The 14,071-nt window shown below is 73.6% G+C and carries 17 protein-coding genes, 1 tRNA gene and 1 pseudogene; 6 read left to right on the forward strand and 13 right to left on the reverse strand.

Going from position 1 to position 14,071, the window contains the following annotated elements; all coding sequences use genetic code 11:
• Nucleotides 1-238: 238 nt before the first annotated feature.
• Entirely contained in the window at nt 239-733 is a 495-nt protein-coding gene (locus tag ACFXGI_RS36320; protein WP_384716538.1) for a hypothetical protein, read from the reverse strand.
• A 62-nt stretch (nt 734-795) separates the two neighbouring features.
• On the opposite strand from ACFXGI_RS36320, the gene ACFXGI_RS36325 reads away from it, so the two are divergent.
• A complete protein-coding gene (locus ACFXGI_RS36325) occupies nt 796-1,155 on the forward strand; it encodes a hypothetical protein (RefSeq protein ID WP_384716541.1) in 360 nt (119 codons plus the stop codon).
• Nucleotides 1,156-1,327: 172 nt separating this feature from the next.
• Here the strand turns inward: ACFXGI_RS36325 and ACFXGI_RS36330 are convergent, their stop codons facing one another.
• Together ACFXGI_RS36330 and ACFXGI_RS36335 are read right to left on the reverse strand one after the other, a co-directional pair.
• Nucleotides 1,328-1,663: a hypothetical protein gene (locus ACFXGI_RS36330; protein ID WP_384716544.1), complete on the reverse strand. Its 336-nt coding sequence runs from the start codon at nt 1,661-1,663 to the stop codon at nt 1,328-1,330.
• 7 nt (nt 1,664-1,670) lie between these two features.
• Nucleotides 1,671-1,832, reverse strand: a complete 162-nt coding sequence (locus ACFXGI_RS36335) for a hypothetical protein (RefSeq protein ID WP_384716547.1) — start codon at nt 1,830-1,832, stop codon at nt 1,671-1,673.
• Between the two features lie 355 nt (nt 1,833-2,187).
• On the opposite strand from ACFXGI_RS36335, the gene ACFXGI_RS36340 reads away from it, so the two are divergent.
• Nucleotides 2,188-3,162 (forward strand): LuxR C-terminal-related transcriptional regulator, encoded by a 975-nt coding sequence (locus tag ACFXGI_RS36340; protein ID WP_384716550.1) that lies wholly within the window; start codon nt 2,188-2,190, stop codon nt 3,160-3,162.
• A gap of 245 nt (nt 3,163-3,407) precedes the next feature.
• On the opposite strand, the gene ACFXGI_RS36345 is transcribed toward ACFXGI_RS36340, so the two are convergent.
• Nucleotides 3,408-3,481: transfer RNA gene (locus ACFXGI_RS36345), tRNA-Pro, on the reverse strand.
• A gap of 108 nt (nt 3,482-3,589) precedes the next feature.
• On the opposite strand from ACFXGI_RS36345, the gene ACFXGI_RS36350 reads away from it, so the two are divergent.
• On the forward strand, nt 3,590-4,105 hold the full coding sequence (locus tag ACFXGI_RS36350; protein WP_384716553.1) for a DUF309 domain-containing protein: 516 nt from the start codon (nt 3,590-3,592) through the stop codon (nt 4,103-4,105).
• Between the two features lie 101 nt (nt 4,106-4,206).
• Here ACFXGI_RS36350 and ACFXGI_RS36355 read toward each other — a convergent pair whose 3' ends face one another.
• Genes ACFXGI_RS36355 through ACFXGI_RS36370 form a run of 4 tightly spaced genes read right to left on the reverse strand, consistent with a single transcriptional unit; the run spans nt 4,207 to nt 7,482 of the window.
• On the reverse strand, nt 4,207-4,596 hold the full coding sequence (locus ACFXGI_RS36355; RefSeq protein ID WP_384716556.1) for a VOC family protein: 390 nt from the start codon (nt 4,594-4,596) through the stop codon (nt 4,207-4,209).
• A gap of 5 nt (nt 4,597-4,601) precedes the next feature.
• On the reverse strand, nt 4,602-5,240 hold the full coding sequence (locus ACFXGI_RS36360) for a lactate utilization protein C (RefSeq protein ID WP_384716559.1): 639 nt from the start codon (nt 5,238-5,240) through the stop codon (nt 4,602-4,604).
• Nucleotides 5,237-6,730, reverse strand: coding sequence for a lactate utilization protein B (locus tag ACFXGI_RS36365; RefSeq protein ID WP_384716562.1), 1,494 nt, complete (start codon nt 6,728-6,730; stop codon nt 5,237-5,239). The genes ACFXGI_RS36360 and ACFXGI_RS36365 overlap by 4 nt, the downstream gene beginning before the upstream one ends.
• Complete coding sequence (locus ACFXGI_RS36370; RefSeq protein ID WP_384716565.1) at nt 6,727-7,482, reverse strand: (Fe-S)-binding protein; 756 nt, start codon at nt 7,480-7,482, stop codon at nt 6,727-6,729. Before ACFXGI_RS36370 ends, ACFXGI_RS36365 begins: the two co-directional genes overlap by 4 nt.
• Nucleotides 7,483-7,500: 18 nt before the next feature.
• Here ACFXGI_RS36370 and cobF point away from each other — a divergent pair, with 18 nt between their 5' ends.
• Complete coding sequence (gene cobF / locus ACFXGI_RS36375; protein ID WP_384716568.1) at nt 7,501-8,253, forward strand: precorrin-6A synthase (deacetylating); 753 nt, start codon at nt 7,501-7,503, stop codon at nt 8,251-8,253.
• 8 nt (nt 8,254-8,261) lie between these two features.
• Here the strand turns inward: cobF and ACFXGI_RS36380 are convergent, their stop codons facing one another.
• From ACFXGI_RS36380 to ACFXGI_RS36390, 3 genes and pseudogenes are all read right to left on the reverse strand, one after another.
• On the reverse strand, nt 8,262-9,407 hold the full coding sequence (locus ACFXGI_RS36380) for an aminotransferase class V-fold PLP-dependent enzyme (RefSeq protein ID WP_384716571.1): 1,146 nt from the start codon (nt 9,405-9,407) through the stop codon (nt 8,262-8,264).
• A 62-nt stretch (nt 9,408-9,469) separates the two neighbouring features.
• Nucleotides 9,470-11,131: an endo-1,3-alpha-glucanase family glycosylhydrolase gene (locus ACFXGI_RS36385; RefSeq protein ID WP_384716574.1), complete on the reverse strand. Its 1,662-nt coding sequence runs from the start codon at nt 11,129-11,131 to the stop codon at nt 9,470-9,472.
• Nucleotides 11,132-11,285: 154 nt separating this feature from the next.
• Nucleotides 11,286-11,519 (reverse strand): annotated as a pseudogene (locus ACFXGI_RS36390) (Crp/Fnr family transcriptional regulator); the annotation flags it as partial.
• Between ACFXGI_RS36390 and ACFXGI_RS36395 the strand changes: the two are divergent.
• Entirely contained in the window at nt 11,416-11,811 is a 396-nt protein-coding gene (locus ACFXGI_RS36395; RefSeq protein ID WP_384716577.1) for a hypothetical protein, read from the forward strand. The pseudogene ACFXGI_RS36390 and the gene ACFXGI_RS36395 sit on opposite strands and share 104 nt — an antisense overlap.
• Here the strand turns inward: ACFXGI_RS36395 and ACFXGI_RS36400 are convergent.
• On the reverse strand, nt 11,778-12,713 hold the full coding sequence (locus ACFXGI_RS36400; RefSeq protein WP_384716580.1) for a cation diffusion facilitator family transporter: 936 nt from the start codon (nt 12,711-12,713) through the stop codon (nt 11,778-11,780). The two genes, ACFXGI_RS36395 and ACFXGI_RS36400, sit on opposite strands and share 34 nt — an antisense overlap.
• Before the next feature lie 199 nt (nt 12,714-12,912).
• Here ACFXGI_RS36400 and ACFXGI_RS36405 point away from each other — a divergent pair, with 199 nt between their 5' ends.
• The gene (locus tag ACFXGI_RS36405; RefSeq protein ID WP_384716583.1) at nt 12,913-13,371 is read left to right on the forward strand and encodes a hypothetical protein; all 459 of its coding nucleotides are present in this window, start codon (nt 12,913-12,915) and stop codon (nt 13,369-13,371) included.
• A 45-nt stretch (nt 13,372-13,416) separates the two neighbouring features.
• On the opposite strand, the gene ACFXGI_RS36410 is transcribed toward ACFXGI_RS36405, so the two are convergent.
• Nucleotides 13,417-13,965 (reverse strand): GNAT family N-acetyltransferase, encoded by a 549-nt coding sequence (locus ACFXGI_RS36410; protein WP_384716586.1) that lies wholly within the window; start codon nt 13,963-13,965, stop codon nt 13,417-13,419.
• Nucleotides 13,966-14,071 lie beyond the last annotated feature (106 nt).

Here is a 14,071-nt window from a genome sequence, read left to right on the forward strand (position 1 = left end):
ACTCCGGCGGATAGTTCTTCATGACCACGAGAAGTCCGTTCTCAGATCCTCAGGATCCAGTGTCTCGTGTGTTCAGGATCCGGGGTCAAGGCCCGGGAACGGTTCCGGCGAACGCGTCACCGGCTGGTATCAGCGCGGCCATCGCGCCGAGCAGCGATGCGGCGGCAAAGGCGGCGATGCCACGCTTCTTGGGTGTTGAAGACATTGCTTTCCTTCGGTGGTCGGCGTGTTGAGCGGATCAGCGGGTACCGGCCGGGCCGGCCAGCAAGTTCGTGAGCAGTGACAGCACGTTCGGGTCCTGCCGCGCGTCGTAGGGAGCGGCCGCCGGAGTCCCCTCGGCCAGTTCGTCGAAGTGCAGGACCAGCACCCGCGTGCCGTGCGCCGCGAGGTAGAGGTGGTTGGTCTGCGCGCCGTGGGCCGAGATGCCCTCGACCCCGGTCCAGGTGCGTTCGAACGCCGCCGCGTCCGTGGCGGTGACGGTCTGCCGTGTGACCGCGTCGGCCTTGAGGTGGTTCGCGCTCTGCAAAGCCCTGGACGTGGCCTGGCAAGAGCTCATGCCGGAGCGGACCCCCTCGGACGCGGCGCCGGCTGCGGCCTCGGTACCGAAGGTGTAGATCTCCAGCACCGCGGAGTTTCCACCGCTGCTCAGGTACGGCTGCTGCTGCCAGGTCGCGGCGCCGTGCACGCTCGCGCACTCGTTCAGCGCGATGTCATGCCCGGTGATCTGGCGCACCGGCCCCGGGGGCTTGCGCGGTCCACGACTGGGCGGTGACGGCGGCGAGGTCCGACGGGACCTTGGCGGTGGTCGCGGCATCGAGTGCGGGCGCCGCCACGGAGTTGCCCGATGTGGCGGCGGAGTTCCCCGCACCGCGCTTCGCCGGCGCCCCGGAGGCGCTCGGCGTCGCGGCAGCACTCGGCGTCGCGGCCGACGCGCTCGCCGTTGGCGTCGGCGGCGTCGCGGACGCCGGCGACGTTTCGACGGAAGGCGCCGTCACCGTGGTGGCCGCGTTTACCTGGTCCGTGGCCGGCGTGTGCGTGCCACCGCCCAGCATCGCCAGACCCAACGCACCGGCACCGAGGACGGCGCCGGCCGTCACCGCTGCCGCCCGCCGGGAACCTCGTATGGAGAACTTGATGGCTGGCATGGCGAACTGACTCCTATGAGCGTGAAGCGTGGGTGAGGGTCTTGGCCGGCCCGTGCGCGATCTGCCCGGTGGGCGGCGCGAGGAGCACGTCGGCCTGGCGTCCGGGCAACGGACGGCGCGCGGGAGCCGCGGTCACCGGATCTGTCGGCGGCGGGGTTCGGCAAGGCGGGTGTGGCGACCGGTCAGGCCTTCGCGCGTCGCGCATCGTCGGCTTGCGGACCCGGCGCCCCGGCGGGCGGCAGGTAGCGCCGCTGCAGCGTGGGTGACGCCTGGTGGCCACGGGCGAGCAGTGCGGCAGCCCGGTGCAGCGGGCCGTGGGCTGCGGGCGGGGCCGGATCGGCGGACAGGAAGTACAGCAGGAGATCGACCCTGTCGCTGTCGAGGGAGCCGGAGATGTGCTCCAAGCCATCTTCCGGGGAGGTGTGCGCCCAGAGGATGCCAAGGACCTCGGCTACCTCACCTGCCGATGTGGGCGGCACCTCGGGGCGGTGCCGCAGGCTGGTGTAGACGCAGTCCATCTCGCGCCTATCCCCATTGAGCGTTGCCGGCAGGGAAGGTGGCGACGCCGGTCGCCGTCGTGGCAGTGGCGGTGCCGTGGGTTCCGCCGGCCGCGACGGGCAGCAGGGCGATGATCCCGGCGGCGAGGGCGGCGGCCGCGGTGGCCAGACGGAGACGGGTGCGGGGCATGGCGTTCGGTCCTTCGCTGGAGGATTGACGGTGGATCGGTGGCCGGTTTCGCGTCCCGCGGTTGACGCTCGTTCCGGTGTCTTCTCGTGGCCGGCGGGGTGTTCCCTGCCGACGATGAACAGCTTCGCCGGTGGATCGACGACCCGGGAAGAACCTGCGGCTGTCGTCAACTCGCCAGGCGCCATCCGGACGTATTGTCATGCGCACGTCAAGACAAAAAACGGAGGAGCCGCCTGTTCTCCCTGAACTCCACTGCGGATCTTAAAGATCTTGAAGGGTTGGTGCCCAAGATGCGACGATGCGGTGCGCGTGCGGGCCGCGGACGGTTCGGACGCGAAACCCGGGGGGGGACGCGATGCTGGAAGCGCTGGGCCTGAGTGTGCTCGGAAGCAGGGTCTACCAGGCCATGCTCGACCATACCGACCACGGTGTCGCTCGGCTGGCCGAGCTGTGCGGGGCCTCCCCCGGCCAGGTCCACGACTGCCTGGACGAACTCGCCCGCCTCATGCTGGTACGGGCCTCTGCCGACCACCCCGGCCAAATGCGCGCCGTCTCCCCCGACGTCGGCCTGGCGGACATGCTCTCCCGTCAGGAGGCGGACCTGGCCGCCCGTCAGGCCCAGCTCGCCGCCTCCCGGGCGGCCGTCACACGCCTGGTCGCCGAACGCGCCGGCTCCCACGCCACCCACGGCGAACGCCTCCTGGGGATGGACGCCATCCAGCGTCGTATCGAGCAACTGGCCCACGGTATGGGGCAGGAGTGCCTGGGCGTCCACCCCGGCGCCAGCCACCGTCCCGAGGACCTCGCGGCCGCACGGGCCGCCGACGAGGAGCCGCTGGCGCGCGGGGTCGTCATGAAGACCCTTTACCAGGACACCACCCGCAACGACCCGCACACCACCGCCCACGCCCACCGGCTCCTCAGCCGCGGCAGCGAGGTACGCACCGCCCCCGTCCTCCCCCAGCGGCTCGTCATCTTCGACCGGGCCCACGCACTGGTGCCCATCGACCCCGCCGACACCCGCAAGGGCGCCCTGCACGTCACCGAACCCGGGCTCGTCACCGCCCTCCTCGACCTCTTCGACCAGGCCTGGGCCACCGCCGTCCCGCTCGGCGCCCTGAGATCCGGCGACCCCGCGACCGGCCTGACCGACACAGAACGGCAACTCCTGCGCCTACTGGCCGGCGGCCTCACCGACGACGCCGCCGGCCAACGCCTCGGCATATCGTCACGCACCGTCAGCCGCCACATGGCCTCGATCATGGAACGCCTCGGCGCCAGCAGCCGCTTCGAAGCGGGCCTCAAGGCCGCCCAACGGGGCTGGCTGTAGCGCGAACGCCCACCTCGACCGGAGCGAGCCCTGGAATCCGCCGTTCCCGGACTCGGCCGGTCGAAGTCGCGTGGCCGTCCGGCCGGCGGGCTTCCAGGCCGTCGGCCTCGGCGCGCGGGGTGTGAGAGAACGCCCGGGAGTGGAACAGTGCCGTGCCCCGGCCGACGGCCACGCAACGATCACCAACAGAGAAAGCCGTTCCCACCATCCGGTGGAAACGGCCTCTGATCTACGACTCTTTCGAGTCGGGACGACAGGATTTGAACCTGCGACCCCTTGACCCCCAGTCAAGTGCGCTACCAAGCTGCGCCACGTCCCGTTGTGCCGTTGAGCTGGGGTTTCCCCCGTCCCGGCGGCACATGCAGAACATTACCCCACGTAGAGGGGTGCGCATGCACGGGTTTCCGGGGGCGGGGAGAATGGCCGGGTGAACGCACGGGATCGGGACGGTGAGGGGCGGGCGCGGAGCGCGCGGCCCCGGGACGGGCTGGGGCGGCCGCTGGCCTACGGGGAGCCGGGTGTGGAGCGGCAGCCCGAGGGGGTCGTACGGACTCCCGCCGAGACGGTGGTCCAGGCGCAGCGGCTGCTGGACGCCGGGATGCCGTTCCACGCGCACGAGGTCTTCGAGGACGCCTGGAAGTCCGGGCCCGAGGCCGACGCCCCGCTGTGGCGGGCCCTCGCCCAGCTGGCGGTCGGGCTCACGCACGCCGCGCGCGGGAACGCCGTCGGCGGTGCCCGCCTGCTGCGGCGCGGCGCCGCGGCCCTGGCCGGGCCCGGCACGGGGGAAGACGCCGGTGGCGGGGGGCCGTACGGGATCGACGTACCGGGGCTGGTCCGCTGGGCCCGGGAGTTGGCCGGGCGGGTGGAGGCCGGCGCGGTGGTCGACGCCGCGGCCGAGGCGCCGCGGCTGGCCTCCCCGCCGGACCGGCCGGTCCCCCTCTGACCCCCGGGCGGGCCGGCGCCGCGGGCCCGGGTCAGGGGCCCGGACCGGAGCCCGGGGCCCGGGGGGTCCGGCCGGGGCCCGGACCGGAACCCGGACCGGGCCTACGCGGGCTCGAGGAGGTCCCAGCGGTTGCCGTAGAGGTCCTCGAAGACCGCCACCGAGCCGTACGCCTCGTGGCGCGGCTCCTCCAGGAAGCGGACGCCCTCGGCCGTCATCCGGGTGTGGTCCCGGGCGAAGTCGTCGGTGTACAGGAAGAAGCCGACCCGGCCGCCCGTCTGGTCCCCGACCCGGGCGCTCTGGGCCTCGTCCTTGGCGAGGGCCAGCAGCAGGGCCGCCTCGGTGGCGCCGTCCGGGCGGACCACGACCCAGCGGGAGCCGTCGGGGCGCGCGGTGTCCTCGACGAGGGTGAAACCGAGGGCACGGGTGTAGAAGTCGATGGCCTCGTCGTAGTCACGGACGACGAGGGCGGTGAGCGCGATGTATGCGGGCATGGCACTCATTCTGCTGGTCCGGTCAGCAGGATCACCTCCAGGGTGCGCGGGCCGTGCACGCCCTCCACCCGGTCGAGCTCGATGTCGCTGGTGGCGGAGGGGCCGGAGATCCAGGTCAGGGGCCGCGTCGGGTCCAGCAGGGGCAGGGCCTGCGGGACCGAGTCCACCACCTGGTCGGGGACGCGGACCACGCAGACGTGGTGGTCCGGGATCAGCGTGATGCGGCGCCTGCCCTGTCCGGGTCCGCCGTCGAGGACGATCGTGCCGGTCTCGGCGATCGCCAGGGCGCAGCCGGTCACCACGCTGTCCACCGCGTCCAGTTCGTAGGGGGTGGACGAGGCACGGTCCGCCACCGCGGCGGCTTCCGCGCGGTCGAGCCAGTACGGGGGCAGGCCCGGCGGGACGAGGACCGTCCGGGCCCCGCGCGCGGCCAGCAGCCGCCCGAGGAGCGGCGCGATCCCCGCCGCGTCCGTGCGGTGGACCTGCGCACGGTACTCCGCGAGGTGGGCGGCGAGGAGGTCCGCCGTCTCGGCCGGGGTTCGGGCGCCGTGGACCCGGAGGTAGTCCCGGGGGACGGCCGGGTCGGGGTGGCCATCGGCCACCGCCCGGCGGATCCGGCCCAGGATGCGGTCCCTGCTGCTCATTCCCGCCCTCCCCGCTCCCGCGCCCACCAGTCCCGGAACGGCTCCGCCGGGAGCTGCGGCAGCGCGCGGCTGTCCGTCCACGCCCGCCCGGGCCCCGGCAGCCGGCCCGGCCGCAGCCGCCGGGCGCGGGCCAGCAGCCGCTCCCCCGCGCGCAGCGCGCCGGGGCGGTCCAGGAGCAGCCGGGCGGCCCGCATCGCGGCCCGCTCGGCGGTGTGCCCCCGTGCCGAGCGGATCCGTACGCGGACGCCCTCGCGGGTCACCGGGCCGCCCTGGGCCACCCGTTCACGCAGGTGGACCAGGACCTCCGGGATGTCGATGGCGACCGGGCAGACCTCGTAGCAGGCGCCGCACAGGGTGGACGCGTACGGCAGCGAGGCGTCGATCTCGCTGCCGGTGCCCCGTAGTTGGGGGCTCAGGATGGCACCGATCGGCCCGGGGTACACGGACCCGTAGGCGTGGCCGCCGGCGCGTTCGTACACCGGGCAGACGTTGAGACAGGCGGAGCAGCGGATGCAGCGCAGGGCCTGGCGGCCGACCTCGTCGGCGAGGGTGTCGGTACGGCCGTTGTCGAGGAGGACGAGGTGGAAGGCGGAGGGCCCGTCGGCGTCTGCCCCACGCGAAGGACCCAGCCCGGTCCACATCGTCGTGTACGGGTTCATCCGCTCGGCCGTGGACGAGCGCGGCAGCGTCTGGAGGAAGATCTCCAGGTCACGGAAGGTCGGCACCACCTTCTCCACACCCACCACCGAGATCAGCGTCTCGGGCAGCGTCAGGCACATCCGGCCGTTGCCCTCGGACTCGAAGACGACCATGGTGCCCGTCTCGGCGACCATGAAGTTGGCACCGGAGACCCCGACCTTGGCCCGCAGGAACTTCTCTCGCAGGTGGAGGCGGGCGGCCTCGGCGAGCTCGCGCGGGTCGTCCCCCAACCCCTCGGGCGCGGGGCGGCCCCAGCGGCCCATCTCCGCCGCGAAGACGTCCCGGATCTCGGCCCGGTTGCGGTGGATGGCCGGGACCAGGATGTGCGAGGGCCGGTCGTGGCCGAGCTGGACGATGAGCTCGGCCAGGTCCGTCTCGTACGCGGCGATCCCGGCCGCTTCGAGGGCCTCGTTGAGGCCGATCTCCTGGGTGGCCATGGACTTGACCTTGACCACTTCCCGCTCGCCCGTGGCCAGCACCAGCCCGGTGACGATCCGGTTGGCCTCGTCCGCGTCGGCCGCCCAGTGGACGGTGCCGCCCGCGGCCGTCACCGATTCCTCCAGCCGGATCAGATGGCGGTCGAGGTGGCGCAGGGTGTGGTCCTTGACGGCCTTGCCCGCCGCGCGCAGCCGGTCCCAGTCGGCCAGCTCGGCGACCGCGCGGGCGCGTTTGTCGCGGATGGTGTGGGTGGCGTGCCGGAGGTTGGCGCGCAGCACCCGGTCCCCCACCGCCTCCCGGGCCGCGTCCGGGAAGGCGGGGAAGGCGGGCATTCCCACGAATGTGCCGGTCATTTCAGCGGTTCCTCCTCCGTCGAGGCCAGGATCTCGGCGAGGTGCAGGGCCCGCATCGGCTCTCCCCCGCGGCGCAGGATTCCGTCGAGGTGGGCGAGGCAGGAGTTGTCGGCCCCGCACAGCACGTCCGCGCCCGTCCCCACCGCGTTGCCGATCTTGTCCGTGCCCATGGCCGCCGACACGTCCGGGTTCTTCAGGGCGAAGGTACCGCCGAAACCGCAGCACTCCTCGGCGCCGGGCAGCTCGACCAGCTCCAGGCCCTTGACGGCGGCGAGCAGCCGCCGCGGGCGGTCCCCGAGCCCGAGCGCGCGCAGGCCGTGGCAGGAGGGGTGGTAGGTGACGGTGTGCGGGAAGTACGCCCCCACGTCGCTCACCCCGAGGACGTCGACCAGGAACTCGGTCAGCTCGTACACGCGCGGTACGAGGTCCTCGGCCAGCGCCGCCAGCCCGGGTCCCCGCCCCTCCCGCTCCGCCTCGCGGCCGATGCGCGGGTAGTGGGTGCGCACCATCGCGGCGCAGGAACCCGACGGGGTGACCACGTACGGGTACCCCGCGAAGGCCTCGGCGGTGCGGCGCAGCAGCGGTTCGCTCTCGCGCCGGTAGCCGGTGTTGTACTGCGGCTGCCCGCAGCAGCTCTGGGCCGCCGGGAAGTCCACGGCGACGCCGAGCCGCTCCAGGAGGCGTACGACGGCGACGCCGGTCCGCGGGTACAGCGCGTCGTTGACGCAGGTGACGAACAGGGCGGCACGCATGACGGGCAGAATAGCGGCGTGAAGAAGTTCTCAGTGATCGGCATAGGCGCGGGCGACCCGGACCACCTGACCCTCCAGGCGGTCAAGGCGATCGGCGCGGCGGACGCATTCCTCATCCTCGAGAAGGGCGAGGAGAAGGCGGATCTGACCGGGCTGCGGCGCGCGATGCTCGACGCGCACGCCCGACCCGGCCACCGGCTGGTGGAGGGCCGCGACCCGGACCGCGACCGGACCCCGGCCGAGTACGCCCCGACCGTGGACGGCTGGCGCAGCGCGCGGGCCGAGATCTTCGAGCGGTTCGTCGCCGAGGACCTGGCGGACGGGGAGACCGGCGCGTTCCTCGTCTGGGGCGACCCCTCGCTGTACGACTCCACCCTCGCCATCCTCGACGAGGTGCTGGAGCGGGGCCGGGTGGCGTTCGAGCACGAGGTCGTGCCGGGCATCAGCAGCATCTCCGCGCTGCTGGCCCGGCACCGGACCAACCTGAACCGGGTCGGCCGGCCCGTCCAGATCACCACCGGGAGGCGCCTGGCCGAGGGCTGGCCGCAGGACGTGGACGACGTGGTGGTGATGCTGGACGCGCGGCACGCCTTCACGGCCCACCTCGACCAGGACCTGTTCATCTACTGGGGGGCCTACGTCGGCACCCCGGACGAGATCCTGGTCTCGGGGAAGCTGGCGGAGGTCGCCGGCCGGATCGAGGAGCTCCGCACCGAGGCCCGCGCCCGCAAGGGCTGGATCATGGACACGTACCTGCTCCGGCGCGGCTGAGACACCCCCTAGAGGTAGGCCGGGAGCTCGGCGGCGAGGCGTTCGTACTCCTCGGGCCGGTTGTAGATCTGCCCGCAGAGGCGGATGCCTCCGCCGCCCGGCCACGCCCAGACCAGCACCCGGATGCGCAGCTCCGCCGCGATCCGCTCGCGCAGGGCGCTCGCGTCCGGCTGGGTCTCGGCGGTGCCGGGCGGCAGCCGCAGGGCGCGCATGGCGAGGCCCTCGGTGTACGGGAGCGGGGTGAGCCCGGGGACCTCGGCGAGCAGGGCCGCGCCATGGGCGGCAAGGGCGGCGTTGTGGGCCCGTACCTTCGCGGCGTCGAGCCGGTCGAGGAGGTCCAGGCCCTCGGGGGCGGCGAGCCAGCCGGTGTAGTCGGCGGTGGCGCGGTTCTCGACGGAGCGGGGGAACCCGTGCGCGTCCTCCCAGGAGGGCACCAGCGCCCGGACCCGGCCGCGGTGTGCGGGAGCGACGGCGAGTACGGCGCTGCCGGAGGGGGCGTACCCCCATTTGTGCAGGTTGCCGAACCAGAAGTCGGCGCCCGTGGCGAGCGGGTCCGCGAGCATGCCGGGGGCGTGCGCCCCGTCCACGAGGGTGGTGATCCCGCGGGCGGCGAGGTCGGCGAGCAGCCGGGGCGAGGCGATGAGCCGGGCGGTGGGCGAGCTGATGTGGTCGAGCACCACCGCCTTGGTACGGGGCGTCAGTGCGGCCAGCACGGTCTCGCGTACGGCGTCCTCGTCGGGCAGGTACGGGTCGAGTGCGACGGTGGTGATCGGGGCGCGGCGGGCGGCGGCCGCGACGACGGTGCCGTAGCCGTGGTCGGTGACCAGGATCTCGTCTCCGTCGGCGAGCGGGACGGCGTCGAGGGCGAGGTTGGCACCCTCGGTGGCGTTGGCGATGAAGGCGATGCCGTCGGGGTCGGCGCCGAGGTGCCGGGCGACGCGGGCACGCGCTGCCGCGATCCGGTCGGGGGCGTCGATGAAGAAGGCGTCGGGATCGGCGTGCACCTCCTCGCGCAGGGCGGCCTGGGCCTCCTGCACGGGGATCGGCACCGCGCCGAACGACCCGTGGTTCAGATGGGAGACGGCGGGATCGAGCCGGAACAGGGCCCGCCCGCCGGGGAACTCGGCGGGGTGTATCGGCGTGGACGGGTTCACGGGGCCTCCGGGTGTGCGGCGCGGCGGACGCCCGCATCATCACCCGCGACTGCTGCCCGGGCCTAGTGCCGCCCGCTGGTGACGGCGTAATACTGCAGGTCCTGGACGCTCACCGTGCGGTCCGCCGCGTAGGGCAGTTTCACCTCCGCGCCGGCCTTCCCGTCGCGTACCACCGCCGCCGAACTGGTGCCCGGGCGCAGCGGGAGCAGTTCGGAGTGGATGCCAGCCGGGGCCTCGTGCGTGTCCTCGGCCGCGCCCACCACCGTACGGACGGTCGCCGGGTCCTTCAGGAAGCTGAGCACCTCCACCGTGTCGCGGGACGCGGCGCTGCCCTTGCGCAGGGACATCACCAGCGACTGGGCGCCGGTGGGGTCCGCGGCGGCGAACTGGGTGCGGGCGGAGACGTACAGGGTGTCGCGGACGATCTTCGGCCAGCTGCCCGTCTTGAACTTGGTCAGGTAATACGAGGAAAGGTCCAGGTAGGCGTACCCGTTGTGCAGCGACGGCGCGAACTGGCTGCCCTCCGAGTAGTCGTTCCAGGTGGTGAGCTGCACCCAGTCGGCGCCGTCGTCGATGGCGTGCGTCCAGGTGGAGCGCAGGGTGGCGGTGTTGCCGGCCTCGTCGTAGACGCCCTGGTTGGGGCGGGCGTCCTGGACCGACACGGGCTGCATCCCGATCTTGCCCATGCCGTGGGCCCGCTGCACGTCGCGGGTGGCGCTGTCCTGGCCGACGTAGCTGCGGCTGCCCCACTCGGAGAAGCCGTGGCTGATCGGCGCGAACCGTGCGCTGTTGGCGTCGGAGTCGAGGAACGTCGGGACGAAGGCGGTGCGGATGCCGTGCCGGGTCCTGAGCAGGTCGAGGACCTGCGTCCACCAGGCGACGCTCTTCGCCTCGGCCTTGAAGGGGGAGACGACGAGCCGGCCGTCGCCGAGGCGGTGCGCGGCCGGGGCCTTGCCCAGGGCCGCCACGGCGTCGGCGAGCACGCCCGGGTCGTCCGTGTTCAGCGAGGTCATGTCCGGCATCAGCATGATCTTGAAGCCGGGGTCGACGGCGCGGGCGGCCTCCATCAGGAGCTGGGCGCGGTCCCGGTTCGGTCCGGACAGGGAGAGCATGTCGAGCGTGAACCCGTCGAGGCCCGCGGCGCGGGCGGTGCGCACCTCCTGCTCCAGGTTGGCCAGTTCCCAGTTGCCGCCCTTGGGCTGGACGGGCAGCGGCCGGTCGCGCAGCAGACCGCCGTACCGCTCGTGCTTGCCGTTCTCCCCGGCCGGGTTCAGGTAGTTGCGCGTGTAGTAGTCGGCGTCGGCGCTCGCGTTGTCCAGCGAGAGGGGGTACGGGGTGAAGTAGTGCGCGAACACCAGCTTCTTGGCGGCGCCGCCGGTACGCAGGGCGGCCGGCCCGGGCAGGTCGAACGGCAGGGCGCCGGCGGGCCGTCCGGATCCGGCGTCCGGGGCGGTGCCGGCGGCCGGGCTCGTCCCGTCCGGGCCCGGCGCGGTCGGCGTCGGGCCGGTGGCGCCGGGCGACGTGCTCCCCGCGCCCGGGTCGGGCCCGGCGGACCAGGGCGTGCCGATGACGGGGGCGGACGCGGCGCCCTGGCGGGCGTCGGCCGTGAACGGGTCCCAGGCGATGCCGGCGGCGGCGCAGACCCCGGCGAGCAGGGTGGCGGCGGCCGACAGGGTCAGCAGCGGCCGTCCCCGCAAGCCCCGGCGGCGGCGGTGTGAACTCATCGTGGGTGCCCTCCCCAGCACGGCGCCCCGGGTACGGGGCTGCAGAGCAGTACAGCCGATCGGCGGCCACCGGACAACCGTCAGGAGCGGGGGCCGCGATGTCGGCCTTCACCAGGACCCCGAGGGCGTCGGGGACCAGGACGGCCGCGGGGCAGTAGGCGCTGACCAGGCAGGGCATGATCGTGCGCTGGTCGATGCCCATGCAGGGGACGTTCAGGCCGGGTTCGTACTCCTCGGGGACGGCGGTCGGGCGCAGGCCGATGACGCCCTGCTGCTCTTCCCCGGTGCGCAGCGCGAGGATCGAGCCGGTGTGGCCGCCGACGACCGGGATCCTGCCGCAGGGCAGCAGCGGGATCCCGCGCCAGGCGGGCACGGTCTTCCCCCGCACCTCGGCGTTGTCGGGGATCAGCCCGCGTTCGTCGCCGGAGACGTTCCCCGGGTGCTCCACCCAGGAGGCGGCCGACCGGCTGAACCGGCTGCCGACCTCGCGGTCGAAGCAGTTCGAGCACGTGCCGGCCGTCGGATTCCCCGCCGTGTACCGGGACTTCGGGCTGGACGCGGCGGCGCGAACCGGTGGTGGCGGCCGTGCCCGGTGCGCTGCCCCGGGCGCCGCACCGGGCCGGGTGGGCCTGAGGGCGCCCCGCGGTCAGGTGTGCACGGCCCGTTCGTCCTCGGTGTGACCCTCCGGTTCCAGCTGGAGGGTGGAGTGGGCCACGTCGAAGTGCTCGCCCACGCAGGCCTGGAGCCGGGCGAGCAGCTTGCCGTGGTCCTCGCCCCGCAGGATCTCGGCGGCGACCACGACGTGCGCGGTGAGCACGGGCATGCCGGAGGTGACGGTCCAGGCGTGCAGATCGTGCACGGCCAGTACGCCAGGCTCCTCCATGAGGTGGCGGCGTACGTCGGACAGGTCCATGTCCTGCGGGGTCGCCTCCAGCAGGACGTGGGCGGCCTCGCGCAGCAGTCCGTACGCGCGCGGGACGATGAGCAGGCCGATGACGATGGAGGTGATGGGGTCGGCGGCCTGCCAGCCGGTGAGCAGGATGACCAGGCCGCCGATGATGACGGCGACGGAGCCGAGGGCGTCGCCGAGCACCTCCAGGTAGGCGCCTCGCAGGTTGAGGCTGTGCTCCTTGGCGTCGCGCAGCAGCCACAGGCCGACGCCGTTGGCGGCCAGGCCCAGCACGGCTACGCCGAACATCAGCCCGCCCTTGACCTCGACGGGTTCGCTGAAGCGGCCTATGGCGGTGTAGAGGACCCAGACGAAGATGCCGAGGAGGAGCAGGGCGTTCAGGACGGCGGAGAAGATCTCGACCCGGTAGTAGCCGAAGGTGCGGCGCGGGGTCGGGGCGCGCTGGGCGAGGGTGACCGCGCCGAGCGCGAGGGAGAAGCCGACGGCGTCGGTGAGGCTGTGCGCGGCGTCGGCGAGGAGGGCGAGGCTGCCGGAGAGCAGGGAGCCGACGACCTGGACGAGGGTGATCGTGGCACTGATGCCGATGGTCCAGAGCAGGCGGGCGCGGAAGGTCCCGCTGACGGTCCCGGCCGCCGCCGAGGGAGCTCCGTGGTCATGGCCCATGATCGGCATCCGACCACAGGACGACTGCCCGCGCCCGCCGGGATCCCCCACCCGGCGGGCGGCCCGGGGCCTTCCCCGGGAATTCTCCGGAATCCGACCGGAATCCGACATTCCCCTGGTCTTCCGGCAGAACTGGCGCATAATCATCGCTACGCGGCTCGAAAGAACCCTTGGCCGCGCATGGGACACGCATGCAATGGGGGGCATCGTGCCGATGAGGGACTCGGGCCGGGCCGGGACGCTGCCGGCGACATCCGACGAGCTGTCACGTCTGCTGACCGCCGTCCGGCGGGGACGGGTGCTGACGGTCACGGGGCGGTTCCGGGAGCCCCGGAGCCTGCTGGTGCGGGAGATCGCCGAGCGGCTGTCGTCCAACTTCTACGACGGCGCGGCCGTCGTCACGCTGGGCCGGCCCTTCGGGCTGCGCGATCTGACGGCCGCGCTGGGCTGCGTACCGGGGATGCCGTTCCTGCCGTACGGGACGACGGACGCCGTCTCGTGGCTCGCGGAGCGGGACATGCTCCTGGTCCTGGACGGCGCCGAGCACCTCGAGCCGGATGCGCTGGCCTGGCTGCGGCGGCTGCTCACGGCGGCCCCGGGTCTGCGCATCCTGGCCGCGGGCCGCTCCCCGCTGGCCTTCGCGGGCGAACGCGTCCACCGCCTCTGACCAGGAGCCGGAAGCGCGAAGGGGTACACCGGGGCCCGCCGGGGGTCACGAGCGCGGTTCGGCCACGCGCTTCCACTCCGCCACCGGCAGCCCCAGGATCACCTCGTCGACGAAGGCCCCCGCCACCCAGGCCGAGCGGCGCAGGGTCCCCTCCAGGGTGAAGCCCGCGCGGGTGGCGGCGCCGATCATGGCGGCGTTGTCGGCGAGGGTCTCCACCTGGAGCCGGTGCAGCCCGCGCACGGTGAACCCGTAGTGGCACAGGAGCTGAACGACCTCCGCGCCCAGGCCGCGGCCGCGGGAGCCGGGCAGCAGGGAGATCCCGAGGTGGCCGCCCCGGTTGTGGGTGTCGATGCCCCACAGCGCGGCGTCGCCCGCGAGCGCTCCGGAAGCGGCCTCGACCACCGAGAAGAACGACGCGGTCTCGGACGGGGCGGAGGGCTCGTACGGGGAGTGGCCGGTGCTCGGGGTTATCGGGCGCCACGGCCCGGCTTCGGCGCGCGAGCGCGTCGCCACGTCCTCGTACAGCCCTGCGTGGAGCACGGCTACGTCATCGGCGTGCCGGGCGCGCAGCCCGGCCAGGGTTCCCTGGATCACGAGGACTTCCTAGCCGTCGCCCGAGCCGCCCCGCAACCGGGTTTCCGGCCCCCGCCGGCGTCGGCACACGGGTCCGCCCCGGTCGGCTGCTGCCGACCGGGGCGGA

The organism is Streptomyces sp. NPDC059355, assembly GCF_042752335.1.
Lineage (GTDB): Bacteria > Actinomycetota > Actinomycetes > Streptomycetales > Streptomycetaceae > Streptomyces.

Coding starts and splice junctions, on each gene's coding strand:
- ACFXGI_RS36330 (WP_384716544.1), bottom strand. CDS start 1,663: ATGGACTGCGTCTACACCAGCCTGCGGCACCGCCCCGAGGTGCCGCCC.
- ACFXGI_RS36335 (WP_384716547.1), bottom strand. CDS start 1,832: ATGCCCCGCACCCGTCTCCGTCTGGCCACCGCGGCCGCCGCCCTCGCC.
- ACFXGI_RS36340 (WP_384716550.1), top strand. CDS start 2,188: ATGCTGGAAGCGCTGGGCCTGAGTGTGCTCGGAAGCAGGGTCTACCAG.
- ACFXGI_RS36355 (WP_384716556.1), bottom strand. CDS start 4,596: ATGCCCGCATACATCGCGCTCACCGCCCTCGTCGTCCGTGACTACGAC.
- ACFXGI_RS36360 (WP_384716559.1), bottom strand. CDS start 5,240: ATGAGCAGCAGGGACCGCATCCTGGGCCGGATCCGCCGGGCGGTGGCC.
- ACFXGI_RS36365 (WP_384716562.1), bottom strand. CDS start 6,730: ATGACCGGCACATTCGTGGGAATGCCCGCCTTCCCCGCCTTCCCGGAC.
- ACFXGI_RS36370 (WP_384716565.1), bottom strand. CDS start 7,482: ATGCGTGCCGCCCTGTTCGTCACCTGCGTCAACGACGCGCTGTACCCG.
- ACFXGI_RS36385 (WP_384716574.1), bottom strand. CDS start 11,131: ATGAGTTCACACCGCCGCCGCCGGGGCTTGCGGGGACGGCCGCTGCTG.
- ACFXGI_RS36400 (WP_384716580.1), bottom strand. CDS start 12,713: ATGCCGATCATGGGCCATGACCACGGAGCTCCCTCGGCGGCGGCCGGG.